Annotated in this window: 7 protein-coding genes; all 7 read right to left on the bottom strand. The window is 61.1% G+C overall.

Annotated features, from left to right (window positions below; translation table 11 throughout):
- Window positions 1-151: 151 nt before the first annotated feature.
- A complete protein-coding gene (locus HZ994_06820; protein ID QTN32054.1) occupies window positions 152-1,264 on the bottom strand; it encodes a thioredoxin family protein in 1,113 nt (370 codons plus the stop codon).
- Between the two features lie 299 nt (window positions 1,265-1,563).
- Window positions 1,564-14,184 (bottom strand): VWA domain-containing protein, encoded by a 12,621-nt coding sequence (locus HZ994_06815; protein ID QTN32053.1) that lies wholly within the window; start codon window positions 14,182-14,184, stop codon window positions 1,564-1,566.
- The gene (locus HZ994_06810; GenBank protein ID QTN32052.1) at window positions 14,181-15,830 is read right to left on the bottom strand and encodes a BatA domain-containing protein; all 1,650 of its coding nucleotides are present in this window, start codon (window positions 15,828-15,830) and stop codon (window positions 14,181-14,183) included. The genes HZ994_06815 and HZ994_06810 overlap by 4 nt, the downstream gene beginning before the upstream one ends.
- On the bottom strand, window positions 15,827-16,735 hold the full coding sequence (locus HZ994_06805; protein ID QTN32051.1) for a DUF58 domain-containing protein: 909 nt from the start codon (window positions 16,733-16,735) through the stop codon (window positions 15,827-15,829). Before HZ994_06805 ends, HZ994_06810 begins: the two co-directional genes overlap by 4 nt.
- Complete coding sequence (locus HZ994_06800; protein QTN32050.1) at window positions 16,732-17,751, bottom strand: MoxR family ATPase; 1,020 nt, start codon at window positions 17,749-17,751, stop codon at window positions 16,732-16,734. The genes HZ994_06805 and HZ994_06800 overlap by 4 nt, the downstream gene beginning before the upstream one ends.
- A complete protein-coding gene (locus HZ994_06795) occupies window positions 17,748-19,295 on the bottom strand; it encodes a hypothetical protein (GenBank protein QTN32049.1) in 1,548 nt (515 codons plus the stop codon). Before HZ994_06795 ends, HZ994_06800 begins: the two co-directional genes overlap by 4 nt.
- Complete coding sequence (locus tag HZ994_06790) at window positions 19,292-21,628, bottom strand: tetratricopeptide repeat protein (GenBank protein QTN32048.1); 2,337 nt, start codon at window positions 21,626-21,628, stop codon at window positions 19,292-19,294. The genes HZ994_06795 and HZ994_06790 overlap by 4 nt, the downstream gene beginning before the upstream one ends.
- Window positions 21,629-21,816: the final 188 nt, after the last annotated feature.

Raw genomic sequence — 21,816 nt, 5'->3', positions numbered from 1 at the left:
GAAAGACTTTGAAGGTGAGGGGCATGCTCACTCAAACGCATACAGGTAGCCGTCCGAGCAAAGGATGAGCGCGCGGTCACCGTGGATCGCGGGGATGGATTCGTGGAAGATGCCGTCCACGCGGGTGCGCCACACCACGAGTCTGGGAGCATCACCAAGCCTTCTGCAACAGGGTCCGGGCGGGCGCGTTGTAGGTCTCGGGGAAAGGCACGGATTTTCCAGTCAGATCCGACAGAGCCCTGTGAATCCGCTCCGCGAGGTCTCGGCACGCCCTGTCCTGGCGTTCATCACCGGGTGGCGGGGGCACCGGGTAGGCGGCGATCAGAGCCTCTTTCACGGCGGCACGCTGGTTCGGTGATCGGCCCGCAATCGCCGCCAGGGCATCCACGGAAACGCTGGTCAGCCCATTGAACCACTTGCCCGTAACGGCATGCGGGCGGATGGCTTCGACAGCGTGGCCCGCGCCCAGTTTTCCCAAGGCCTGAACCGCCTTCATCCGCATCACGTTCGGGTTCTTGCTCCCCACCGGATCGCGGACGAGTGGCAGGAGGCTTTCCTCGTGTTCCGCCCCGCCGCTTTCCGCGAGTACCTCGCAAACCAGAAAACGGATGTGGTCATTCGGAATCGCAAGCAGTTCTGCCGCCTTGGCGGCGATGGCCTCAGGCTTCGAGTCCTTCAGGTGCCGCAAGGCCAGAAGACGCACCACAACATCCGGATCCCCGAGGGCGGCGATGGCGCGCCCGTCGGTCAGGTTCGTCTCCACTTCCACGGCCCGGGCATCCGCCTTGCGCAGCAATTCGTGGGTCAACGCGCCTGCTTCACCAACTTTCGCGCTCTTGACGGCGGCCGAGAAACTGGCGAGCGACCGGTCGGTGTCTGCGATGACTTCGAGCGAGTAGGGATCGACCAGGAAGTGCTGCGGGTAGGCACTGATGCCGAAGCGAAGCGCCACACGTTGGGCGGCGCGGTCCGCTTCGCTGCCGCTGAAGTCCTGGAAGAGATACATCCAGATCACATCATCATAAAACTCCGCGAGCTTGGGATCCGAGAGTAATCCCTTTTCCATTACGATGCAGTGCGGACAGTGCGTCTTGGTAGAATAGATGAAGATCGGCTTTTTCCTTTCGAATGCCATCCGATGCGCTTCGAGGAAATCCTTGGTCCACGGGGGGCCTGCCGGCGGGGTCTTGCTCTCGGCATGAGCCGATGCCGCGAAGGCGGCAAACGATAAGGCTGCGGCGAAGGTTCGTTGAAGGAGGTTCATGGGGCTTATGGTCATTGGAATGAATACAGAAATCCGTCCGAGCAAAGGATAAAAGCGCGGTCACCGTGGATCGCGGGGATGGACTCGTGATCCTCAGGCCATCAACTCCGAAAGCGGGCCTCTGATGTCGAGGTGCTTTAGCTTGGAAGCGGGCTGACCAAAGGTCTTGGGCGCTGGCATTCCGGCCGCATGCATGAACGAGAGGTAGTAGACGGAATGGGATTCGATCGTTCGCCACTTCGACCGCTAAGCGAGTTCGTGTAAAGATGCCGGAACCCAAGGTTGCGATTTTCATAGGATCACTGGGCGATCAGGCCGGAAAGCCAATGGGTCAGGTTGAGGAGAAACTGCTGGTTGTCCGGGGCGGCGGGGGAGTTCAGTCCCATGGCCTCTTTTTTCTCCCCGATCTCCTGGGCGGTGAACATGGCGGCCTCGCCGAACACGGCCACCTTCCCCTTTCCAAATTCCAGCACGGCTCCCTGGCACCAAGCGTCGATCGCCTGCCGCGGAGTCTCGTTATCGAATTTCCAGGCGATTGAGGGATTCAAGGAATAGGAACCCTCCGGAAAAACCAGAAGCGGTGTGGCGTCTTTGCCGATTTCAAAGGCCTGTCCGGTGAAGGTGGCGACCTTTTCCACCTGTTCCTTGGCATTTCTTCCTTTCAGGATCGCATGCTCCCGCAAGGTGCCGGTTGCCTTGGCGAAAACGAGCGGATTGGACTTCTCCGAATCAAAGGCGAAACCATTGGAAAAGCGGAAATCGAAGGCTTTGGCCAAGTCTCCGGCAGCGCCGGGGAAAGGCATGTGATCGGCAAGCAGCAGCAAGGATCCGCCCTGCTTCACCCAATTCCGCACCGCCTCGATCTCCGCCGGGGTAAATGCGGAAGGCGTGGGCAGCGCCCAGTCGCTCACGTTCCGCTCATGCAGCGCATTGGCGATGACCACGATACGAAAGGGCTTCAAGGCCTCTGCGGTGAACGGCACTTTGATCGATTCAACCCGATAACCATCGGCTCGCAAGACGTCGGCGAAAGGACGGTAGCGCCCTTCGGCGGTGTGGAAATTGTGATGCGCGGCATCGATCCCGACCATGGGCCCCTCGCCAGGCGCGAAGGCGGGATCCTCGACCACGGCACGGAAATTCGAGTCGGTGGTTTGCCGGGTCTGATCGGCTTCTTGTGGCTTGAGTTCCGGGCCGGCGGGCTCGAAGGCGCCGCGCACCTTGGCGGCGTTGGTGGACCCGGGATGGTCGCGCAGGAGGATACGGAAAACGCGGGCTCCGTCGTCCATGCGCTTTTCCTGCTGGAAGGCGTATCCTTCCCAGAAGAGGGCATCGTCGCAGAGCGAACCGGCCGAGGGCGATTCGATGAGGTCGCGGAGAATCCTGCGGCCTTCGGCGTGGCGGCCAGCGAGGATCAATCCGCGGCCGTGATAGAAACGCATCACCGGTTCGAGCACATGTCCCGGGTTGGCGGCGAGCCACTCCGCGAAGCGGCGGGTGCCCTCCTCACGCAGCCAGGTGTTCATGGCCTCGGCACTGATCTTGCCCTTGGCGATCTGGGTGTCGCGCAACGCCAGGGCCTCCGCCCCGGCGTCTCCGAGTGCGGCGCTGACCCGCTCACGGCAGTGGCGGTCTATCTGGCGGAGCGCCTCGTCCGGGTCGAGGCCGGTGGTGGTGGAAAGGAGTTCCTTCCAGCCTCCGCCCGCGGCCAGGCCGGCGGCGAAGGCCTTCACGCTGCCCGGCCGGTGCTGTTCCATCCACTCGAAGGCGAGGACGTCCTCGAGGTAGTCCCCCAGGTCGTGGTCGGGATTGGCGACTCCGTTCAATGCGTCGAGCGGGTTCTTCCCCGCGAAGGTCTCGCTATTCAGCTCCGAACCGAGGCGCCACTCTAACTGATCGGCCGCCCACTGGGCCAGCCCCTCGATGATCCATTCGGGCAGATCGTCGTAGGACTGATCCATCACGTTCTTGAACCCGGCGTGCTTCATCTCGTGAATCGCGGTCATCCGGTAGTCCTCCGGGTCGCTGACGACGTGCTCGGAGTAGAACTGCATCACGGTCACCGGCTGGTAGTCGCGGCAGATGGTGAAGACCTCCGCCATGAGGCCGCTGTTATTGCCGGGCTCCGTGTCGCGGAAGGTGAAGTTGATCTTGCCCGTGAGATCGACGTCCAAGCCGAGGCATTCGCGGATCATCTCACGGCCCTGGCGGATGTGGGCGGGGAGCGCCGCCACGGCGGCCTCGAAGCGGTAGTCGCCCTCATACTTCCCGGAGTAGGGCGCGATGCCGTTGGCGTCCACCGTCCATGGCGGGTTGATCATGCCCAGATACTTTCTGGCGTTCACGGCATAGGTGGAGTTGGGATGATCCTTGAGGAAGGCTTTGAGTCCTGTTTCCGCTTCCTTGAAGCGCCAGAGGCGGAACTGGCTGTGCGGGATGAGAAAACGCCAGTAGTCGGCACCGGGGCTATCCGGTGCGACCTTGAGGTTCTCGCGGCACTGGGCGATGCACTCTTCGAGGGCGCGCATTCCCGAGAGGCATTCGGTGAGTTTGAAACGCACCTCATCGATGGCATCGAAGTCCGGGTGGTCATCGAGGATCTGCCGCAGCAATGACGCGGCCCGTTCGTAGCTCGAACTCGCCATCCCCGCCATGGCGGCGAGGTGGAGTGCGTTTGCGATCTGGGGGGAATCGGGATGGGATCGGAGGAAGGCTTCGCCGAGTTCCAGGGCTTTGAGGTTTTCCTTGGCCTCGGCGGCTGAGCGAAGCTGCTGATAGGCTTCCTCCGGCGTGGGATCACCGGGCTCCGGGAGCTTGGGAAATGTGATGTGCATCCACTCCACCCAGCGGTGGTGCATTTCCTGTATGGCCGGCGTCTGGCGCAGGATATTGATGCGCGCGTCGATGCAGGCCACGGCCGCCTTCTGGTTGGCTGCTACGTCGCGGTTGTTCGGGCCGACGAGGCTCTCGATGTCCGGAAGCGGTTGAGCCGGCTGGATGTTGAACGCCGCGAGAAACGACTCGGCGTCGCCGCCCTGATCGGTGTTCAGGACGGTCATCGCATAGCGGCGGTATTGCTCGGGATAGTTCTCGTTGAGCCAATAGGTGAATGCCCACGCGTAGGCGTAGAAGGCCGAGTGGAATTGCGTTTCGCCATCGCGGATGAAGTCCTTGCAGAAGTCCTTTTCGGCGTAGTCCGAGCGCCTGAACTGTTCCCTGAGGGCGGCCGAGATGCCCTTGAACCACATCGGGTCGCGCAGCGTCAGGAGCATGGGGACATCGTAGAAAATCCAGTCGTCCGGGGTGATCTGCAGGTGGCGGTCCTGCTGTGGGTAGGAGATGTTCTTCCCATCGTCGAAGTGGGTGTGAATCCTGCGGATTTCGCTGGCCCGGCGCGGGCGGTTCAACTCCCCGAGCACCAGCGTTTCGCCATCGCCGCGATGGCCGGCGAAGTATTCCGGAAGCCCTTCCGTGAAGCAGTAGTTCCGATATTTCGTCGAAGGAATCTCCGAGTAACGATCCATCAACTGATGGAACGTCTCGTGAATGGTGATGATCGATGGGTCGCGGGTCGGATCTTCGTAGAAGGATACGAACTGCGTCTTGGTGCTGTAGAAAGCCTTGGAACCCAGCGTCTTCTTTCCGCTCCTGGCCTTCTCCATGTATTGCCCGTAGGCCTTGCTGTCGTGAAAGGCGAGCCAGACAAACGGTTCGGGATTCTCCGGGGTGTCGTCGCGGGTCGAGCGGAGTTCCCAATCCGCCCGGATGGGCCGCCAGTTGCGCCAGATGCCGCGGGCCAGGTCTTCGATGCGGCGCTTTCGCGCATCGTGGGCTTCGGGCGTCTCTTCCGGAGAGCGGGTCATGACCACCACAAACGGGCGGGCGACGAAGATTTCGTGGTCGAAGGCTTTGAGCAGCGGATTGGCCCGCAGCGTCTCCGTGGTCGCCTCCGCCAACCGGTCAAACGGATCACCGGCGGGCGAAACAACCTGATCGTCATTCTCGCTGGCAAGCTGCATTTTTTGGATGGAATCCGCACTCCATGCTTGCTGGATCCGCTCGTTCCAGAGCCGTGCCTTTTCCTTATCCCCTGCATCCGCAGAGACCTTTGCCATGGTTTCGAGAAACCCGCGCTCCCAGGTGAATGCCAAGGCGGATTCGGCGAGTTCGAGGGCGGCGGAAACTCCCTGTTTCGCGGCAACCGCCCTCATCAGCGGCGCAACCCGCGAGATGGGCAGGCGCTTCTCATTCAGCAAGCGGGTTGCCGTTTCGATGGCGAGTTCGTCACTGCCGGTGATCTCCGCCGCATCGATGAACCAATTCGCTGCAGTCATGTCCGTAAGCGACAGGCGCCCGATGGCGGCGAGGGTTTTCCGCGCCGCGTCCTCGAAGTGGTTCTGATGCTGGCGCACCGCCACGAGAGACAGGAGTTTGACGATTTCCGCCGTCGGAAGTTTTTTTCCGGACTCCCATCGGATCGCCTGGTCGGCGACTCCCGCAAGCCAACGGTCGGCATGGGTCCATGATCCCATGTCTTGTGGCAGCCAGTAGTGCAGGAGCTGGTCATGCCTGCGCTGGCCGATCGGCGTGAATTTCCCCGATGCCATGGGGTTATCCAAGAGAAGCGGCAACCCTTTCAGAGCCTCCTCGGTTTCGCCGGCAGCAGCGAGGAAAAGGGTGGCCCTATCCACGGCCGGGGTCTTGGAATCGGAAGTTGATCCGAAGGTCGCGATGACTTTCCGGCACATGTCCGGGCAGCGTTGGTAAACCTCATGGGCGGCGAGTTCCTCCGACCAGATGGAGAGCGCAAAGTTGAGGCTGCTGTTTCGGGCGTTGATCGAGCGGGCATCGTCGGCGGCGACCGAAAGAACGGATCCGATGGCCTCGATGCGGGCGGTTCCGGTGAGGTTCCTGCGTATCTCCTCGATCAGAAGGTTGGCGTTTACCGAAGGCCGGTAGTAGGAAGTCCCCGTAACGACATTGGCTCCACACCAGCGGTAAAGGGAGAGCGCTTTTTGCACTTCACCGCGTTTCGCCAGGCAGCGGGCGAGACGGACTTGCTGCCAGAGATCTTCCGGCGCCACTGAGGTCAACTGGTCGGCAAGGAAACGATCGGCTTCCTCTCCGCCCACTTCAGGATGATTCTCCAAGGCGGTTAGAAGAGCGAGTTCGTCGAGGGTGCTCGCTTCTCCGCTTTGATAATGAGCCAGAGCCTTTCGCACGAAGGGCTCGGCACCTTGACCGGCGATATCACCTTTCACGACCGCCTGGAGAAGCTCTTCGAAATGCGGCCCTTGGTAATCCTCCGGCTGAAAGGTGCCTAGCCATGTCGCCATTTCCTTCGCCAGGAACTTTTCCGAGCCGATGGCACTGAACAGCGTTTCGTCCGACCGCATCACCGGCGGGATGGCAGGGGGCGGGCCAGTCGGTGTCATCAAAAGGAAGGCCTTGAGTCCACCCGGCTCAGGCGCAGGGGTTTTGGGGTCAGCCGGCTGATTCCTTCGAGGCGCGGTTGGAGCCGACCAATCAAAGTAGCGACTGTGGGCCGGGCCGGGCAACCGGAACACCGGACTCATGCTGGCCTGATCCATGGCCGAAAAGCGGCGCCACAAGCGGCGGACTTCGAGTTGTGCCTTGTCGAACTCCCCTGACTCGTAAAGCGCCTTGATCGTATCGGTGGATGGCAGGGGAAGAGGTGTTTCCTGGTTTCCCGCTTTCGGCGGAAGCGCCTTTACGGTCGGCTTGCTGGGGAAAGAAGTTGGAGGGCGCGCGGTAGTTTCACGGGCAACCGGTTTCGGCGAGGATGATGCGCCAGCCACGGAAAAGGCATTGATGGGGTGCGCCAGTTCGGTCCATGCCTGCCGCAGTTCATCACGATAAGACTGCTTGTCCGGCTCCAGTTCCATGAGTTCCTTCAGGACACCGATCGCTTCGTAGTAGCGGCCTTGTGCCAGCAGCTTTTCACGCAGCTCCTGACGGAATCCGGTTTCCTTGGGAAACTTGCGGATGGCCGCGTCGAGGCTCTCGAAAACCCGGTCGGAGCCGCCGATTCGGTCCAGCAGCAGCAGCCGTCTTTCCTCGAGCAGGACGCTGCTTCCTTCGGTCTTCTCGATGCTCTCGAAGCTGGCGAGCGAGGCACTCACATAGGCGGCCGGTGCATTGGCGAGCAGAGCCAGGACCTCGGCAAACCTCTTGTCGTCCTGCCAGGCCAGTGGGATCAGCCTGGCAGTTGCCGCCGCACCCTGTTCGTCGTCGTCGCCCTGCAGCCACACCCGCACCTCTTCAAGGGTGAAGCCGAACTGCTCGTCCTTCTCCTTTGCCCGTTTGGCGAAATCACCCAGAAGACGTGCTTGGAAGCCGAGGTTGTTCAGAACGGGTTGCCCACGATAGTAGCTGCTGCGTATGGCGGTTCGGTAAACATTCAGCGAGTCACCGGTGGCGTCCAGCACCGCTTCCCCGATCAATCCGCTGAAGAGGGTTTCGGTCGCGGCATCCATTTCAACCGGATACTGGAAGGCGAGACCGAGGAGCAGTCCGAGGCGATCTTCGGCCTTCACCTTGCCATAGGTTTCGCGAAGAAGTGTCTGATAGTCGTCCTTTTCGAGGAATGAGAAGATAGGGCCGAGATAGAAAAAATAGCGCCACCCTTGGCCCAGGATGTTCTCCGTTTCGGGACGAAGGAGGTCGATGGGTAATTTGAGATCGCCACCGGTCACCATACGGAATTGTGCGAAGCTGTACGGCCGGAGGTTTGCTGTGGCTTCATTGCCCTGGCCTTTCAAAGTATCCCCGAGATAGGCGATCAGGCGGTCGCGCTGGTCCTGCCCGAGGTAGGGAAAGGCTCGTGGAAACAGGGAGAAACTCAGGCTGAGTCGCTGCGTCTTCGGTGCCTGGTTGATGGCGAGACGGACCAACCGCTCCATGGCCGCCGAATCGCCGGTTGCGCGCGCGACACCGAACAGGGCATTGTAATTGTCCCATGACCATTTCTTGCCGAGGATGGTTTCGATATCCCGCAGGAAGGCACGGGCTCCGGCCTGATCACCGTGGATGGACATCTGAAAGATCTGCCGGGAAAGACTCCCGGATCCGGATGCGACAATCTGCCCGGCTTCTTTGCCACCGGGGTTGCTTGGATTGGCATCGACCAGGTCGCGGGCTCCGTTTTCGTAGCCCCAACTTGACCAGGATGCCGCGATGCTGGGAAGCAGGCCTTTGTCGCCCGGGAAGGCCTTGAGAAGGACTTTCTCGAGAGATTCGGCCCTTTCGATTTGCCCGGCCGCGAGCGCCAGCCTCCTCATCAACTCACTCCGCCTCATGATGCGAGGTGCGTTGGGCAGGTTGAGGATCTCCGAACCGGCGCCGCGTTCCTTCTCCACCCTCGCCACATCTGCCCGCAGTTCGGAGAGCAAATCGTCAAAGATCGCCAGGTATTCCTTCCCGCCGGGATCGGAAGTCGCCAGCAATCCGGTGAGAATCCGCACGGAATATTTATCGAAGTCGTCGCTGTTACGGCGAAAGTAGTAGTTCTGGTCCGAAGAGCGGGTGGCGCTTTCCTCCTTGAAGCTGAAGAGAGGCTGCGCGGCCATGACCACGTCGAGCGCGCGGCGGTAGGCGAGCGCGGCCTCTTCATCACGGCCCAGGGACTCCCTGATTTCACCGACCTTGGTCAGTGTCGCCACGTCGTCAGGGGCGGTGAGAAGCAGCTTTTCGTAGCTCCGCAGTGCACTGAGCATGTAGCGCTTCTCCTCGAAGGTGGAAGCCACCTTGCGCCGGTAGCCACCTTGGTCGAGACCGTCATCGGCATTGTCGAAGGTCTTGACGGCGCTGCGGATATCACCGCTTTCCAGGAAGATGGAGCCGAGGTCGAGATAGACTTGCGGCGGGATGATTTCTCCCATCCCGACCAGGCGACGTCCGAACCGAAGCACGTCGTCCTTGTTCTTGGTTCCGAGCCGCGCCAACTCCATGAGCTCACGCAATTGCGGGGTCCGGCGTTCGCCCGCGATCGGGAGGGTTTCGGACTGGGCAAGGATCATCATGTCCTGATCCTTCAATTCCTCCGAGATGTCGCTGAGCAACTGGTAAAGGTAGAGCTTGTCCTCCTTTCCGGCGAGTCGCTCGAGAATCGCCCGCCTCGTCCAGCGCAGGGTTTGAGGAGTCATCCGGGCCCCCGAGCGGGGGTTGTTCATGTTCAGCAACCCGTCGACCGCGATGGTGAACAGGTCGTCCTTTTCGGCATTCTCGACGAGGTATTGGAAAATCCCCATGGCCTGTTTTCCTTTGCCGAGTTTCTGCAGGGATTCCCCCAAAAGGAGATAGGCGTCGATGCGGTCCGGGTGCTGGCCGATTCCGCGCAAGTAGGCGGCGTTGGCCTCCTCGTGCATGCCGGCGATCTTGAGAACCCCCGCTTCAAATTCGGCGCTCGCCGGATTGGTCTCCAGGCCCCGCATTTCTAACAGGATGGCCTGCGCCTCATCGTTGCGGCCCCGCTCGAGCGCGCTCATCGCAAGCTGGGTGAGGTATTCCGAAGCGCCTTCGGGATCGAGTTCCATCAGTTTGCGCAGCGTCTTCTCGAAGTGATAGTAATCGTTGCAGATCACATAAACGCGTGCCTGCTCCTCGAGCATCTTGATCTCGGTGCCACCCGACAGCTTCATGAAGTCGTGGATGATTTCCGAGGCGGAAACCGGATCGCCGACCTTGGTGTAGAGCCGCACAAGGAGGGCGCTGTCACGCTTGTCGGCGGTGCCATCGGCGAGTTTCTCTTCCAACTCGATGGCGATGTCGGCGAGCTTGCCCAGCCGGGAGGCGGTGGCCATCAGCCGATCCTCGATGTAGCGGCGGCGCCCCGGGGAATCGATCCGCAGCCAGACGCGTTTCCACGCATCAAAGGCCTTCTCCTCCTCGCCCGTCTCCGAGTAGAGCCAGGCCAGCCGCGTTTCCAGGTCGGATGAAAAGTCCTCGGGATCGCGGGCCTTGCGGAGGTTCTCCAAAACCTCGACGGCCTTGTCCTGCCGGCCGAGCTGTTCCCACGACTCCGCCAGGCGAACCCGGTCCGAGGCATCAGGGGCGGCGAGTTTGTCCATGCGCGTCAGCACGACCTTCATCTCGTCCTCCCGTCCCCGGGCCTTGTGTTGGTCGAAGATGAATTGGAGCGCCGCAAGCGGCTCCCTGCCTTCGCCGTCTTCAACCAACTGCTCGGCAAACGACGTGGCCAGTTGATCGAGCCCCAAGGCCATGGTGGCATCGGCCGCAGCCAACCAGTCGCGCCGCTCCGCCACCTTGCGGTAGTCGTCCCAAACCGCGATGCCCTTGTCACGTTCGCCGCGTTCGAGGTAGAAGCGGGATAATCCGATCCGCCATTCGAGGAGGCGGGGTTCCTTGCTGATCATTTCCTCAAAATTCTGGACGAGTAAATCGTTCCGTCCTGCCTCGCGGCAGATGTCGAGCAACTCGCGGCGCATGTCGGCGGTGAATCCATCACCGGCCTTTTCCTTGGCCGATTCAAAAAGAGCCAATGCCTGATCCGAGTTCCCTTGCTCGCGCAGGAGTTCGATCCAGCTCATGCGTGCCTCTTCCGACAGGTCCGGAGTGGCCGCGAAACGCGCGATCAACCGGTCGATTTTTCCATCATTCCGATACGCCTCGGCGAGCAAGGTCAATGCGTAGCGGCGGTCGCGCGTGAGCTTGGCGGAACGCAGGGCTTCCCACGCCGAATCCTGTGCCTTGGCCATGTCATTGGCGGCCATCGACCACTCGGCGATACGTATGAGTTGTTTGAAGGCCTCATCGCCCTCTTCCGCCGCCTTGTAGAGTTCGAGCGCTTCCTTTGGCTTCCCCGTCAGAGCAAGCACGACCCCGGCGCGATTCCGGAAAGCCTGATCCTGGGTCTTTGCAAAGGCGGGCAGATCCTCTCCCCCCGCTTCGATCCCGGATTCGGTGGATTTCAAGAGGGCCAGGCGCAGTTGAATCCGCTTGCCCAATGTTTCGTCAGGTTTGGCATCCAGCGCTTTTTGATACTGCGTTGCGGCTTCCGCGGTCTTGCCCTGGGAATCGAGAATTTGCGCGATTCGGAAAAAGACCAGCGGCTCGGCTCGCAACCCGGCGGCCTTGCCAAACAGTTCGAGGGCTTCGTCGAGCTTACCATATCGCCATTGGAGCGAGGCGGTCAGCCAGATGGTTTCGAAGGATTTTTCGTTCGCCTGGATGAGACTTTCAAGCCGAGTAATTAGCGGCTCCAAAGCCTCGTCCTCGATGAGGGCTGACTGATAGAGCGCCTCATCGTCAACCTGGAAAGCCTCCCCCTGCAAGGTGCGCTGCAGCTCCGCTTCGAGTTTTGGAGAAATATCGGCACGGGCTTGCGGGTTTGATGCGATTCCCAGCCCGATGATGATCCAGAACAAGCCGAAGCTTCTTGTTCCTGCTGAACCGGCGGCAGGCCAACGGCGATAGAGGATATCGCCAAGGTAGGTCAACAAGGCAAAAAGAAGGCACCACGGCCACAGGCGGAGAAGGTCGGATGCGGTTCCGGCACCACCCACATTCGGATCAAGTCGGGAAACCGATTCAAGCGAGAGGCTCTTCCCACCTGTGGTGGTGGCGAGAAGGGCGAGATCGAGTGCTCTTGCCGGATCGACATTCCCTTCCGGAGCCACTGCCTGCGAAGCGGGCGACACCAGATGAGCAAGGCTTCCGGGCCAGCCTTCCGCACCACCACGAAAATGAAGGGTTTCCTCCGCGCTCGCTGAAATCGTCGCAGTGAAACAATCCGGCGAACGTTGCTGCAGAACAACACGTTCGGCCAAACCATCTTCATTGATTTGCTCCACCACGGGGAGGTTGAGTTCAGGTGTCAGGCGTCGCGCGATGATGCGGGCTTCGGTCGGCGAGCGTTCGATGGTATAGGCAAAGGGCTGGGGATGTTCGCGGGAGGTGCGGGACAAGACCCGCATCAGCCAGGCTCCGTAGCCGTCCCATTCGCGCCACGGGGCGGTGCCTTCGCCGACGGGTTCGGTGGTCAAAGCGCTCACCCGTCCGAGGCCGTGGCGCCAACTGGCAAGGATGGGATGGCACTCGGTTTCCGTCTCCACGGCAACCTGGGCGCCGGGGCGCAGTTGGGTCTCCACGTATCCGGAGAGCTGCGGTTTTTCGGGTCGGGGGATCTCTCCCCACCATCCGCTCGGGCCGCCCATGCTGACAAAATGAGACCCCGGCCGATACGGAGGGATCTTCGAGGTGGAGGGTTGTTTGAAAAGAACCTCCGGGATATTGAAACGGTCCGAGGCGGAATAGAAATGTCCCTTGCCCCAATTGGCGATGTTGACGAGGAATTCGCTATGCGACGCGCCTCCTACGAGGACGGTGGAAACGTTGATTCCTTTCGCCGCCATGCGCCGCATCAGGCTTTCGAAGTCGCCGCTTTCCACGCCGCCGTCGGTCAGGATAAGGACATGCTTGTAACGCGTCTGGACGTTTTGCATCGCGTAGAATGCCTCCTCGATGGCGGGCAGGATCACGGTTCCGCCACCTGCATCCATACGGTTGATCGCGCGCTGGATTTCGATGGCATTGGCCGCCGACTGGATCGGGGCGGCCCATTGCTTGGTGCCGTAGAATTCGACGATGCCGACCTTGTCATGCGGCAGGAGCCTGCGGATCGCGAGGCGGGCGCATTCCTTGGCCAGCTGGACCCGTTCGCCGGTCATCGATCCGGAGGTGTCGATGATGACCACGAGCGTGGTGCTGGGATCGCGCTTCTCTTCCTTCTGGATCATTTCCACAGGAAGGATCGAGGCCACAGGGGTGTCAAAGTAGCCGCCGGTCCCGTAGGCACCCTTCCCTCCCGCATAGAACAATCCCACTCCGTCTTCCTGCACGGCCTTCACGATGGCCTCCTGCAGAGGAAGTGGAATGCTGTCCGCCGGGCGGTCGTCGATCACCACGAGATCGTAGGCGGCGATACCGCCGGGATCTTTTGCCAGCGAATCGACCATGTCTTGGGAGGGCTCTGAAAATTCCACGCCGGGTCCCACGAGGGTGCTTATCTTTTCCCGGCTGTCGGCCAGACGCTCGGAAAGGTAGAGCGCCCGGATCGGCTCCTGCACCGCGAGGGTGGAAGCGAACTGATTGTTGTCCGGATTGGAATCCGTTCCGGAACGCACCTCCACTCTGGCGGAGACATCTAACAGACCCGCCCGGGAGGGTTCGAATTCCAGCTCGACCATGGAGCTGCCGGTGGCGGCGAACGGAGTGCTCCGGGCGAGGACTTCCTCCCCGGCCGTCAGCGTCACGACCACTTCCTCCGCGGTTCCTACGACATCCACCGAGACGATGCCCGTTTGTCCCATCCGGAGCGGCGATTGGGAATCAATGGCGGAAGGATAAATGTCGTTTTTGGTATTTGCGACCGCGACGGCGTGGACAGGGATCCCACGCTCGACGAGCTGGCGAACGGCATGACCCCAATGAAGGTCGGTCGCCATGCCGTCGCTGATGACGGTGACCGCACCTCTGGCTCCTTCCGGAATCAAGCGAGCACCGGTATTCAGGGCGCGGCCCACCGATGAACCTTCTAGCCGAACCGTTTCTCCTTCGAAAATCTGCGGCACCGTTTTCTCGTCCCCACCGAGAGTCACGACCCGCATGCGGGACGAGTCAGGGAGACTTTTCGCCCATGATTCGGCGGCTGCGGTGGTCGTCGCATCGACGCTTTCCGAGCGATCCCAGATCAGCACCTGATAGGAATCATCGAGATCAGTGGGAACAGCAGGGCGTGCCAGCGCAAGGATGAGCAAGATGGCGACGGCGGAGCGGATCGCGGCATGCCATCGGTTGGTTGCCCGCCGAGGCAGGAACCAGAACAAAGGCACCAGCAGCAGAAGCCAGAGCCATGAGGATTCGACAAAAACAAGGGTCATGGGATGTAACTTTTCTGAAAGAGCCACCACTCACCGACGATCATCAGGAGGGCGATCAGGACGCACCAGGCGAAGAGGTTGGGCCAGCGGCTGGAGGCGGTTGACCGGGTGATTTGGGAAAGGGCATCGGCTTGGGGCGACCCGATGGCGGCGAGCGAGACTTCGATCTCTTCCCCATTTCGGCTCGTGTAGAGACCGGCCCGGGGTGGAGCGTAGTCGCTGCCCGCGAGGGAGAACTGCCCCCGATGCACCGAGCGTTGGCCGGCGATCGCGAAGGGCTCGATTGACCCGACGTCCGCCAGCCAGTGGATCGCGGTCGACATGAAAAGAGGGAAAGCGCTGGTGTCCATGAAATCGGAGTTTTCGCCGATCAGTTCGACTCCGATCTGGACCCGGCGCTGCGGTCCCGGAACAAAGCGGGGCGACAGCGTGAACCCGGCGATGGGTGCGGAGTCAGAACCCAGTTTCCAACCGACCCGATCCAGACCAGTTCCCGCAAACCGGGCTTTGAGTTCTTCGAGTCCGTTGGCGTCAAGGTCGGCTTCATGAATGATGGCGATGTCCTTGCCCGTGACCAGCTCGATGGCTGGCAGCGATCCATCCGCCGCCCCGCCAACCACGACCTGCGCACCTGCCGCATCTGAAACGAGAGCCGGGTCGGCATCGATCACGTCACGGAAACGGTCGTCGAGATTCCCGTCCACGGACACCTTGATGCGTTGCCGGTCGGGCAACCTGAGGCGGGCTTTGTTGTCGAGCGTCATGGCGTCGTCCGATGCCAAGCTCACTTCCAGGATCTCGCCTCGGGCCGGGAGATCACGCAGATAATAGGCACCGGCCTCCTTGGTGGGCGTCGCTTGGAAGGGCTGACCTCCGAGGGAAACGGAGAGGCTGGGATTTTCAGTGCCGACGATCTCGATCAAGGCATCCACCCGCTCAAAGGAACCACTTGCCGCTTCGGCGACGCCAAGGGCGGTGATGCCGACATTGCTTCCGGGTGGCTTGAAATCACCCGACCGAAGGCGTTCGGCGGTAACGGACTCGGGAAGTTGATCGAGGATGCTTTCGCGGACAGGGGCGTCGCCAACGACCAGAATCCGCAATTTCCCAGACCCCATGTTTTCCGCGGCGATCGCCAGCAGTTCGATTTCCAAACCCGATGGACTGGCCTCGGGTTGGTGTTTGGCGAGACGCGTTTCTAGCAGGCTTGCTTCCTCACCGTGATCCAGAATCAAACGGGCTTCCGCACCGCAGAGATAGACCCGCCGCCGATCATCTGACACACGCCCCACCTCTTCGATCAGCAAGGCCTTGGCCTCTTCAAAACGGCTTCCCTCACTCATCCCGGCGGATGCGTCCAAGAGAAACACATGGTTCTCATCGGCTTCCCGTTTCCAGCTCGGCTGCGCGAAGGCCAGCCAGATCAGCCCACCGATCACCAGCGCCAGCAGGTAGGACCATGGATGGCGAAACCGGCGTGTCATCATGCGCGCCCGGGTTTCTTCCAGTGCCTGTTTCCAGAACAAGGTGGTGACCACTTCCCGTTCGCGGAAGCGGACACGCAGGCGTTGCAGGACAAACAGAAGACCGGCAATGACGGCCAGACCCGCGAGAAACGACAAAGGATCCAGGTTCGCAAAATTCATACGACGTACCTTCCTCCTTCGAAAATCCCAGCCAGCTGAGGCACGATTTCCTCATCCACATCAATGCGGAGCAGTCCCGCGTTCCGGCTCTTGGCGAAGCCGGCGAGATCGGCTTGGAACTGATCGTAGACCTCGCGGTAACGCTTGATGAGGGCCGGCGTGATCGACAGATCCTCGGCTTCCCGTGACTCGCAGTCGATCAAACGCACATCACCGCGCAGATCGGGCTGGGCGTCGCTCCGGCGATGCAATTGCACGAGGAGGAGATTGTGCCGCACCTGTTTGAGTGCCGAGACCACCGCCCCGATGCCACCCGGATCAAAAAAGTCCGAGACCACCACCAGAAGCCCGCGCCGCAAGCCGAAGCTGTTGAAGCGCTTGATGGCAGCGCGGATGTCGGTGGCTCCGCCCGGTTCCAGTTGGGCGAGCCGGTCCGCGAAATGCATCACCTTGCCCCGTCCGGTCTGCGGCCGGGCCAGGACTTTGCAATCGTCGCTGAACGGAAACAGGCCGGTCGAGTCGTGATGGTTGAGGCTGATCGAGGCAAGGGCAAGGGTCGTGCGAAGGCTGGCAAGCGCGCGCGGAGGGGACTCCAGAAAAAGGCTCCGCGAGATGTCCGGCATCAGGTAGAGCGGGAGATCCTCGAGCTCTTCGTAGAGGCGGAGGAAGACCCGGCCCAGGCGTTGATAGATATTCCAGTCGATGGATCGAAAGTCATCCCCTGCCGCGTAAGGGCGGAAATCCCGGAAGTCCGTGCCGTGCCCCAGGTCGTGGGATCGTTGCTCGGCAAAGCGCCCGTCCCGAGGAACCCGTCGTGCCACGACGCGCAGGTGCGACAGCGATGCGAGAAAAGCCGGATCGAATATTTCCTCTTTGTTCAGCGGGGGCATGATCTGTTCGCTCAAGCCAGCGCCGGGGCGTTGGGCTGTTTCACTGTGGAGAGGACTTCCTCGATGATCCGGTCGGCGGTGATGCCTTCGGAGATGCCGTGGAAATTCACCATGACGCGGTGACGCAAGGCCGCCATGGCAATGTCGCGGACGTCGTCGCAGCTCACCGCGAAGCGCTCTCCGAGAAGGGCGCGGACTTTACCGGCGAGAAGGAGGCTTTGCGCGCCGCGCGGGCTGGAGCCGAGCGAGACAAACTCGTTGACCATGGGCGGCGCATACTGGCTGCCGGGCTGTGTCGCCATGACCAGCCGGATCGCATAGCCTTGCACGTGCTCGGGCACGGGAACGCCACGGACGACACCGCGCAAGCGGTTGATCTCCTCGCCGGTGGAGACTTTCTTCACGACAACGTCATCGCTGCTGGTCGTGCGATTGAGGATGTCGTGGTATTCCCCTTCGGTCGGGTAGCCGACGACCAGTTTGAAAAGGAACCGGTCGAGCTGCGCTTCGGGCAAGGGGTAGGTGCCTTCCTGCTCGACCGGATTCTGGGTGGCCATGACGCAATAGGGCTCCTGCAATTTGATGGTGCGGTTGCCGACGGTCAGTTGCTTCTCCTGCATCGCCTCTAGCAGGGCGCTCTGGGTCTTGGGTGTGGCGCGGTTGATCTCGTCGGCGAGGACGAGACTGGAAACCAGCGGTCCCTCGCGGAACTGGACTTCCTGACCGCCTCCGGATTTCTCCACGAGAACCGAGGTGCCTTGGATGTCGGCGGGCATCATGTCCGGGGTGAACTGGATGCGCGAAAACTTCAGGTCGAGCGCTTCGCCAAGGGAGCGGACCAACATGGTTTTTCCCAAGCCCGGAACGCCTTCAAGCAGGACGTGGCCGCCGGCCATGAGGGCGGTGAGCACGCCGTCGATGACGTCTTTCTGGCCGACCATCATTCGACCGACCTCGGTCTTGACCCTTTTGAAGGCGGTTCGGAACTCCTCGGCCTCCTTGGCCGCGCTGCTGGATGTGTTTTCGCTCATGGTTCTGTAATTGATGGTTCGTTGTTAGAGGGGGAAGTCTCCGAGGCTCGGTTTTTGAGAAAGTAGTCGCGGACGATCTGACGCATCGGGGTATCGAGGGTGCGCTCGGAAAGGTGACCTGCCGGTGAGCTGCGCCGGCCGCGATCCTTGGCGGTGTCTCCGGGCATCTGTTCGCCCTGGGGCTGGACCCGCTCCTGGTTGACCTTGACCCGGCCGGGATTCGACTGGCCCTTGACGTGATCGGGGATGGGGACTCCCAGAACGAGCCCGGCCACGCCACGGGATTTCTTGCGCTCGCCCGGTCCGCTCCGTCCGTTCGCATCCGGGCTGGCTTGATTGCCGAAGCCGATGCCCAGGTCCCGGTTCACCGGTGGGCGGCGGTCGCGGAGATTCGGTTGCAAGCCTCCGCGAGCCTCGGATTCCGAGTCTTCGTCATCCACTTCCTCCTGCTGATCGAACTCTTCATTGTCCGCGGTTTCGGTGCGGTCCTTGCTGGCCCAGTCGGAGGATGCCGGGTTGCGGCTCGATCCGCCGGAGCTGCCGCGACCCGCGGTGGCTCCCGATTCATCCTCGGCCTTCTTGTCATCCGCGTCCGACTCCTTGTCCTTCTGGGGTTTCGGTTCCTTCTTTTTCGCGAGTTGTTGCTCTTCCGGCTCGCTGGACGGCGCCTGGCTTCCGGGCATGCCGCTCGATTGGCTGGCGCGCCCGGAGGATGCGGCTTGTGAGGTCTGGCCACCTTCCGAGGTGCCGACGGAAATCTTATCGCGCCCGTCCAGTTGACCGGACGGCTCCTCGCTGATCTGGGTGAGAGCGGGTGCTCCTTTCGTAGCCTTGCGCGCCAGTTTTTCCGGATTCTCCGGCTTGGGTTCGGAGGTCTTGATCGGTGACTGTTCCGGATCGGTCGGCGTGTTTTCGAGTGGTGCTGGTAGGTGAGCGGTAGCGTCCGCGATTCCGCCTCCCGGTGGTTGTGGTTCACTTCCGCTCCGCAGGATGGTGGGAAGGAAACCCCCTATCAGGAGCAGAACCAATGCGAGGCCGAACATTGCGGCGAGGCGTTTCAGTTCACTCAGTGGCTTGCCCCAGTTCCATTCCAGCGAGGTTCGGCTCGCCTCTTCCATGGCAGATCCGGCATCGGCAATCGCGGCCTCCATGAACGGAGTTCGCTTGGGTGCCGCGAGAAATTCATCGGCCGTCTGCAGGCGGTCTTTCAGGTCCAGCGCTTCATCAAACACTGCCAGCCCTTCGCGTCGCTCCGGGCGTTTCCGACACAGTCGAATGGCGTGATACCCGAGGTAGAGAAGAGGTGGCAGGGGACAAAGGAAAGCCATGAGACCCATGGACGGCTTCCATGGTTTTCCGAGGATCCAGCCGAACATGATGATGACGATGGCCAGAACGGGGATCACTATGAGAAGAGTCGCGGCCCGTGGGATCCGGGCTCGAAAGCCATCGCGCAGGCGGCATTTCCACAGCCATGAGCAACCTGTCCACGACAGCTTTTCCAGCGAGGACTTCGCATCGGTCTCTGGAAAATTCGTGTTCATTCGGCGGCGGGCTCTTCCGGCACGGTGGGATCGATCTGGATGGCCTGCAGGATTTTCTTGGAAGCGCCATCCCTGACGTAGGCGACGATGGTCAGTTGGCGGGGATCCATCTTGGCGGCGAAGAGCTGTGCGCCTCCGGCACGCGATTTAAGATACCCGGTGTTCTCCAAAACGATTTCTTCCAAGGAGCGAGAGAAGGGAATGACCATCTGACCGTCGGAGGGTTTGAATTCGATTCCTTTCATCTGCTCCGTCAAGGCGGCGCGCGCGACCATGTTCTGGATGATGACCTTGCTCAGGCTCGGATAGAGCACCCGCCGCTCGGCCAATACGATCTGGATGGTGGGAGCCGTTGGCGAGCCGTCGGTGGGCGAGAGGTCGGTCACTTTCAAGGAACCGGTTAGGTCGCCATCCCGAACCGAGCCGGTGAGTTCAAGCTTGTAGCGGCTTTTCTCGGCGAGGCTCGGGCGGATGAGCTTGCGGCCTTCAAGAAAGATCTTCTCCGCATCTTCCGGGCGACCTTCTCCGGGGAATAACCGGTTGCCGTTGACGAGTTGCATGGCAAGGGAGGCTTGATAGAATCTGGCGGTCTCCTCCGCGAACTTGTTGGAGAGCGAATCGGGTGGCAGCTGTGGATTCAGCAAGTGGTAGGTCAGCATGGCGACCTTCTCCCGCGGGAAGTAGGTCATCACTCCCTCGTTGCCCAGCGCACCGCCGATGGCGCCTTCCTCTTTGCCGGGCTTCTTGTAGTTGGCGTTGGTGAAAAACTCGACCAGGGCGACGCGGTTTGTTTCTTCCTCGGGTGTGGGGCGATAGCGGGTGGCGGCGGCGTAGTTGTAGGTCTTGCCGGCGATGAGCGGGGCGATGGTATCCACGGAGAGTGGCGTGGTATCCCCCATCAACCGCTGGACGCGGGCGAGACCTTCCAGCGCCTGCTCACCGGTCTCGACCTTGGTGACCGCCTGAACGTATCGCGAAAGAGCACGGTTGTAGCGTTTCTCTTTCTCATAAAAACGACCCAGGTTCAGATTGACCCGTCCATCGTCCGGAACCCCGAAGGCGGCGGAGAGAAGATGGCGCCAGGCACGCTTGTTTTCATCCTGCCCAAGAAAGAGTTCTCCCAGCGTGGCGTGCAGTTGGTGAACGGAATCCGGGTAGCGGTCGGTGCGGCCGCCCTCGATACCGAGTTCGCCGGCGAGCACCGCTTGCTCGGGATAGCCGGTTTTCAAAAGCTCCTTCACCAGATCAAGCGCCTTGGTGCTGATCATGTCATCCGGCCAGGTGACCCTCAGGCGGCGTATCGCCGATTCGATTTGCCCGGGGGTGGCCTTTTCAACGAGTCGGTCGTTGAGGAGTTTCTCCGCCCCTTCGGCGCTAAGCCGTTCCTTGGGATATTTCTCCAACCAAGCCTCAAGCCGGTCGGCATCGCCGGAGGCCTCGGCCTCGAAGTATTCGCGATCCGCCACCGGAAAGATCGGTGGAGAAGAGATAAAGCAGACTGCCGTTTTGGTGCTTGGGTCGATGGTCAGGTGCAGGTGCTTGAGCAAATTGAGACCCAGCACCCCGATCGACTCAGGCGGATCCGTGTAGATCACCTCCTGCGGGCGGAAGGCGACACACTTTGCGAGGTTGAGTTCGCCCAGCTTCAGCGGATCGATCTCACCGGCGGGAAAGCCTTGGATATCGCACCATTCCCGATCGATGAGGCTGTCGTAGCTCGTGGTGGACACGGCCATGGCATGGATCCTGCCGCTGGCCAGTTGAATGGGCAGCCAGACGACGCCGTCGGTGACCGTGATGCCCACTTTCAGTTTCTCATCGCCGGGTTCTTCGTCATCCGCAGCGGCTTCTTCGCCGTCGGCCTCCTCCCCGCCAGGGAGTGCGAGTTCCATGCGTCCTTCGTGCAGATCAAAAGTGACGCGATACTTGCTGAGAATTCTCGAACCGATCGAGCCGACCAAGGCGTCTTCATTGAGTTCCTCGGAATGGAGGCGGGTGAACTCCCCATACTCATCCTCCGGCCCCTTCTCACGCCGATCCACCGTGATGTCAAAATCCGGGAAATGGATGGTGATGGGGATGGTCTGTCCGAATTCGTCCTCAGTCCTGAGAGCCTTGGCCGCACTATCATGCAGTTGAAGCCCGCTGGGGCTCTCATAGTCGATGAAGAGGTTCACCGGAATCCGGCTGTGAACGGTGGACAACTCCACCGCGGCCACCAGACGGCCACCGACAATTCTGACCGGGATGCTTCCCTCGCGCGAGAGGTTTTCCTCCATCTCCATGACCGGAAGTTCCTCCTGAGCTGGCAACGGCGACGGAAGAAAAAACATGGCAACCAGCCACACAATCAGAATCCATCTGCCTGGTAATCTCATGATTGCGTGTGGTTGTTCTCCCATTTTGATGAATCGATTCCCCAGCGAAACAGGGACGGAATACGGTTTGAAATTGCCATTACTTACATCCCTGGTGAACCAAGGCGGTGGTCATGAACCTGGGATTTGCGGGCGGAAAGAAG

It is taken from the genome of Akkermansiaceae bacterium (genome assembly GCA_017798145.1).
Classification (GTDB): Bacteria; Verrucomicrobiota; Verrucomicrobiia; order Verrucomicrobiales; family Akkermansiaceae; genus Luteolibacter.
Note: the sequence above shows the minus strand (reverse complement) of the source record. Positions and strands in the feature narration are given on the sequence as shown.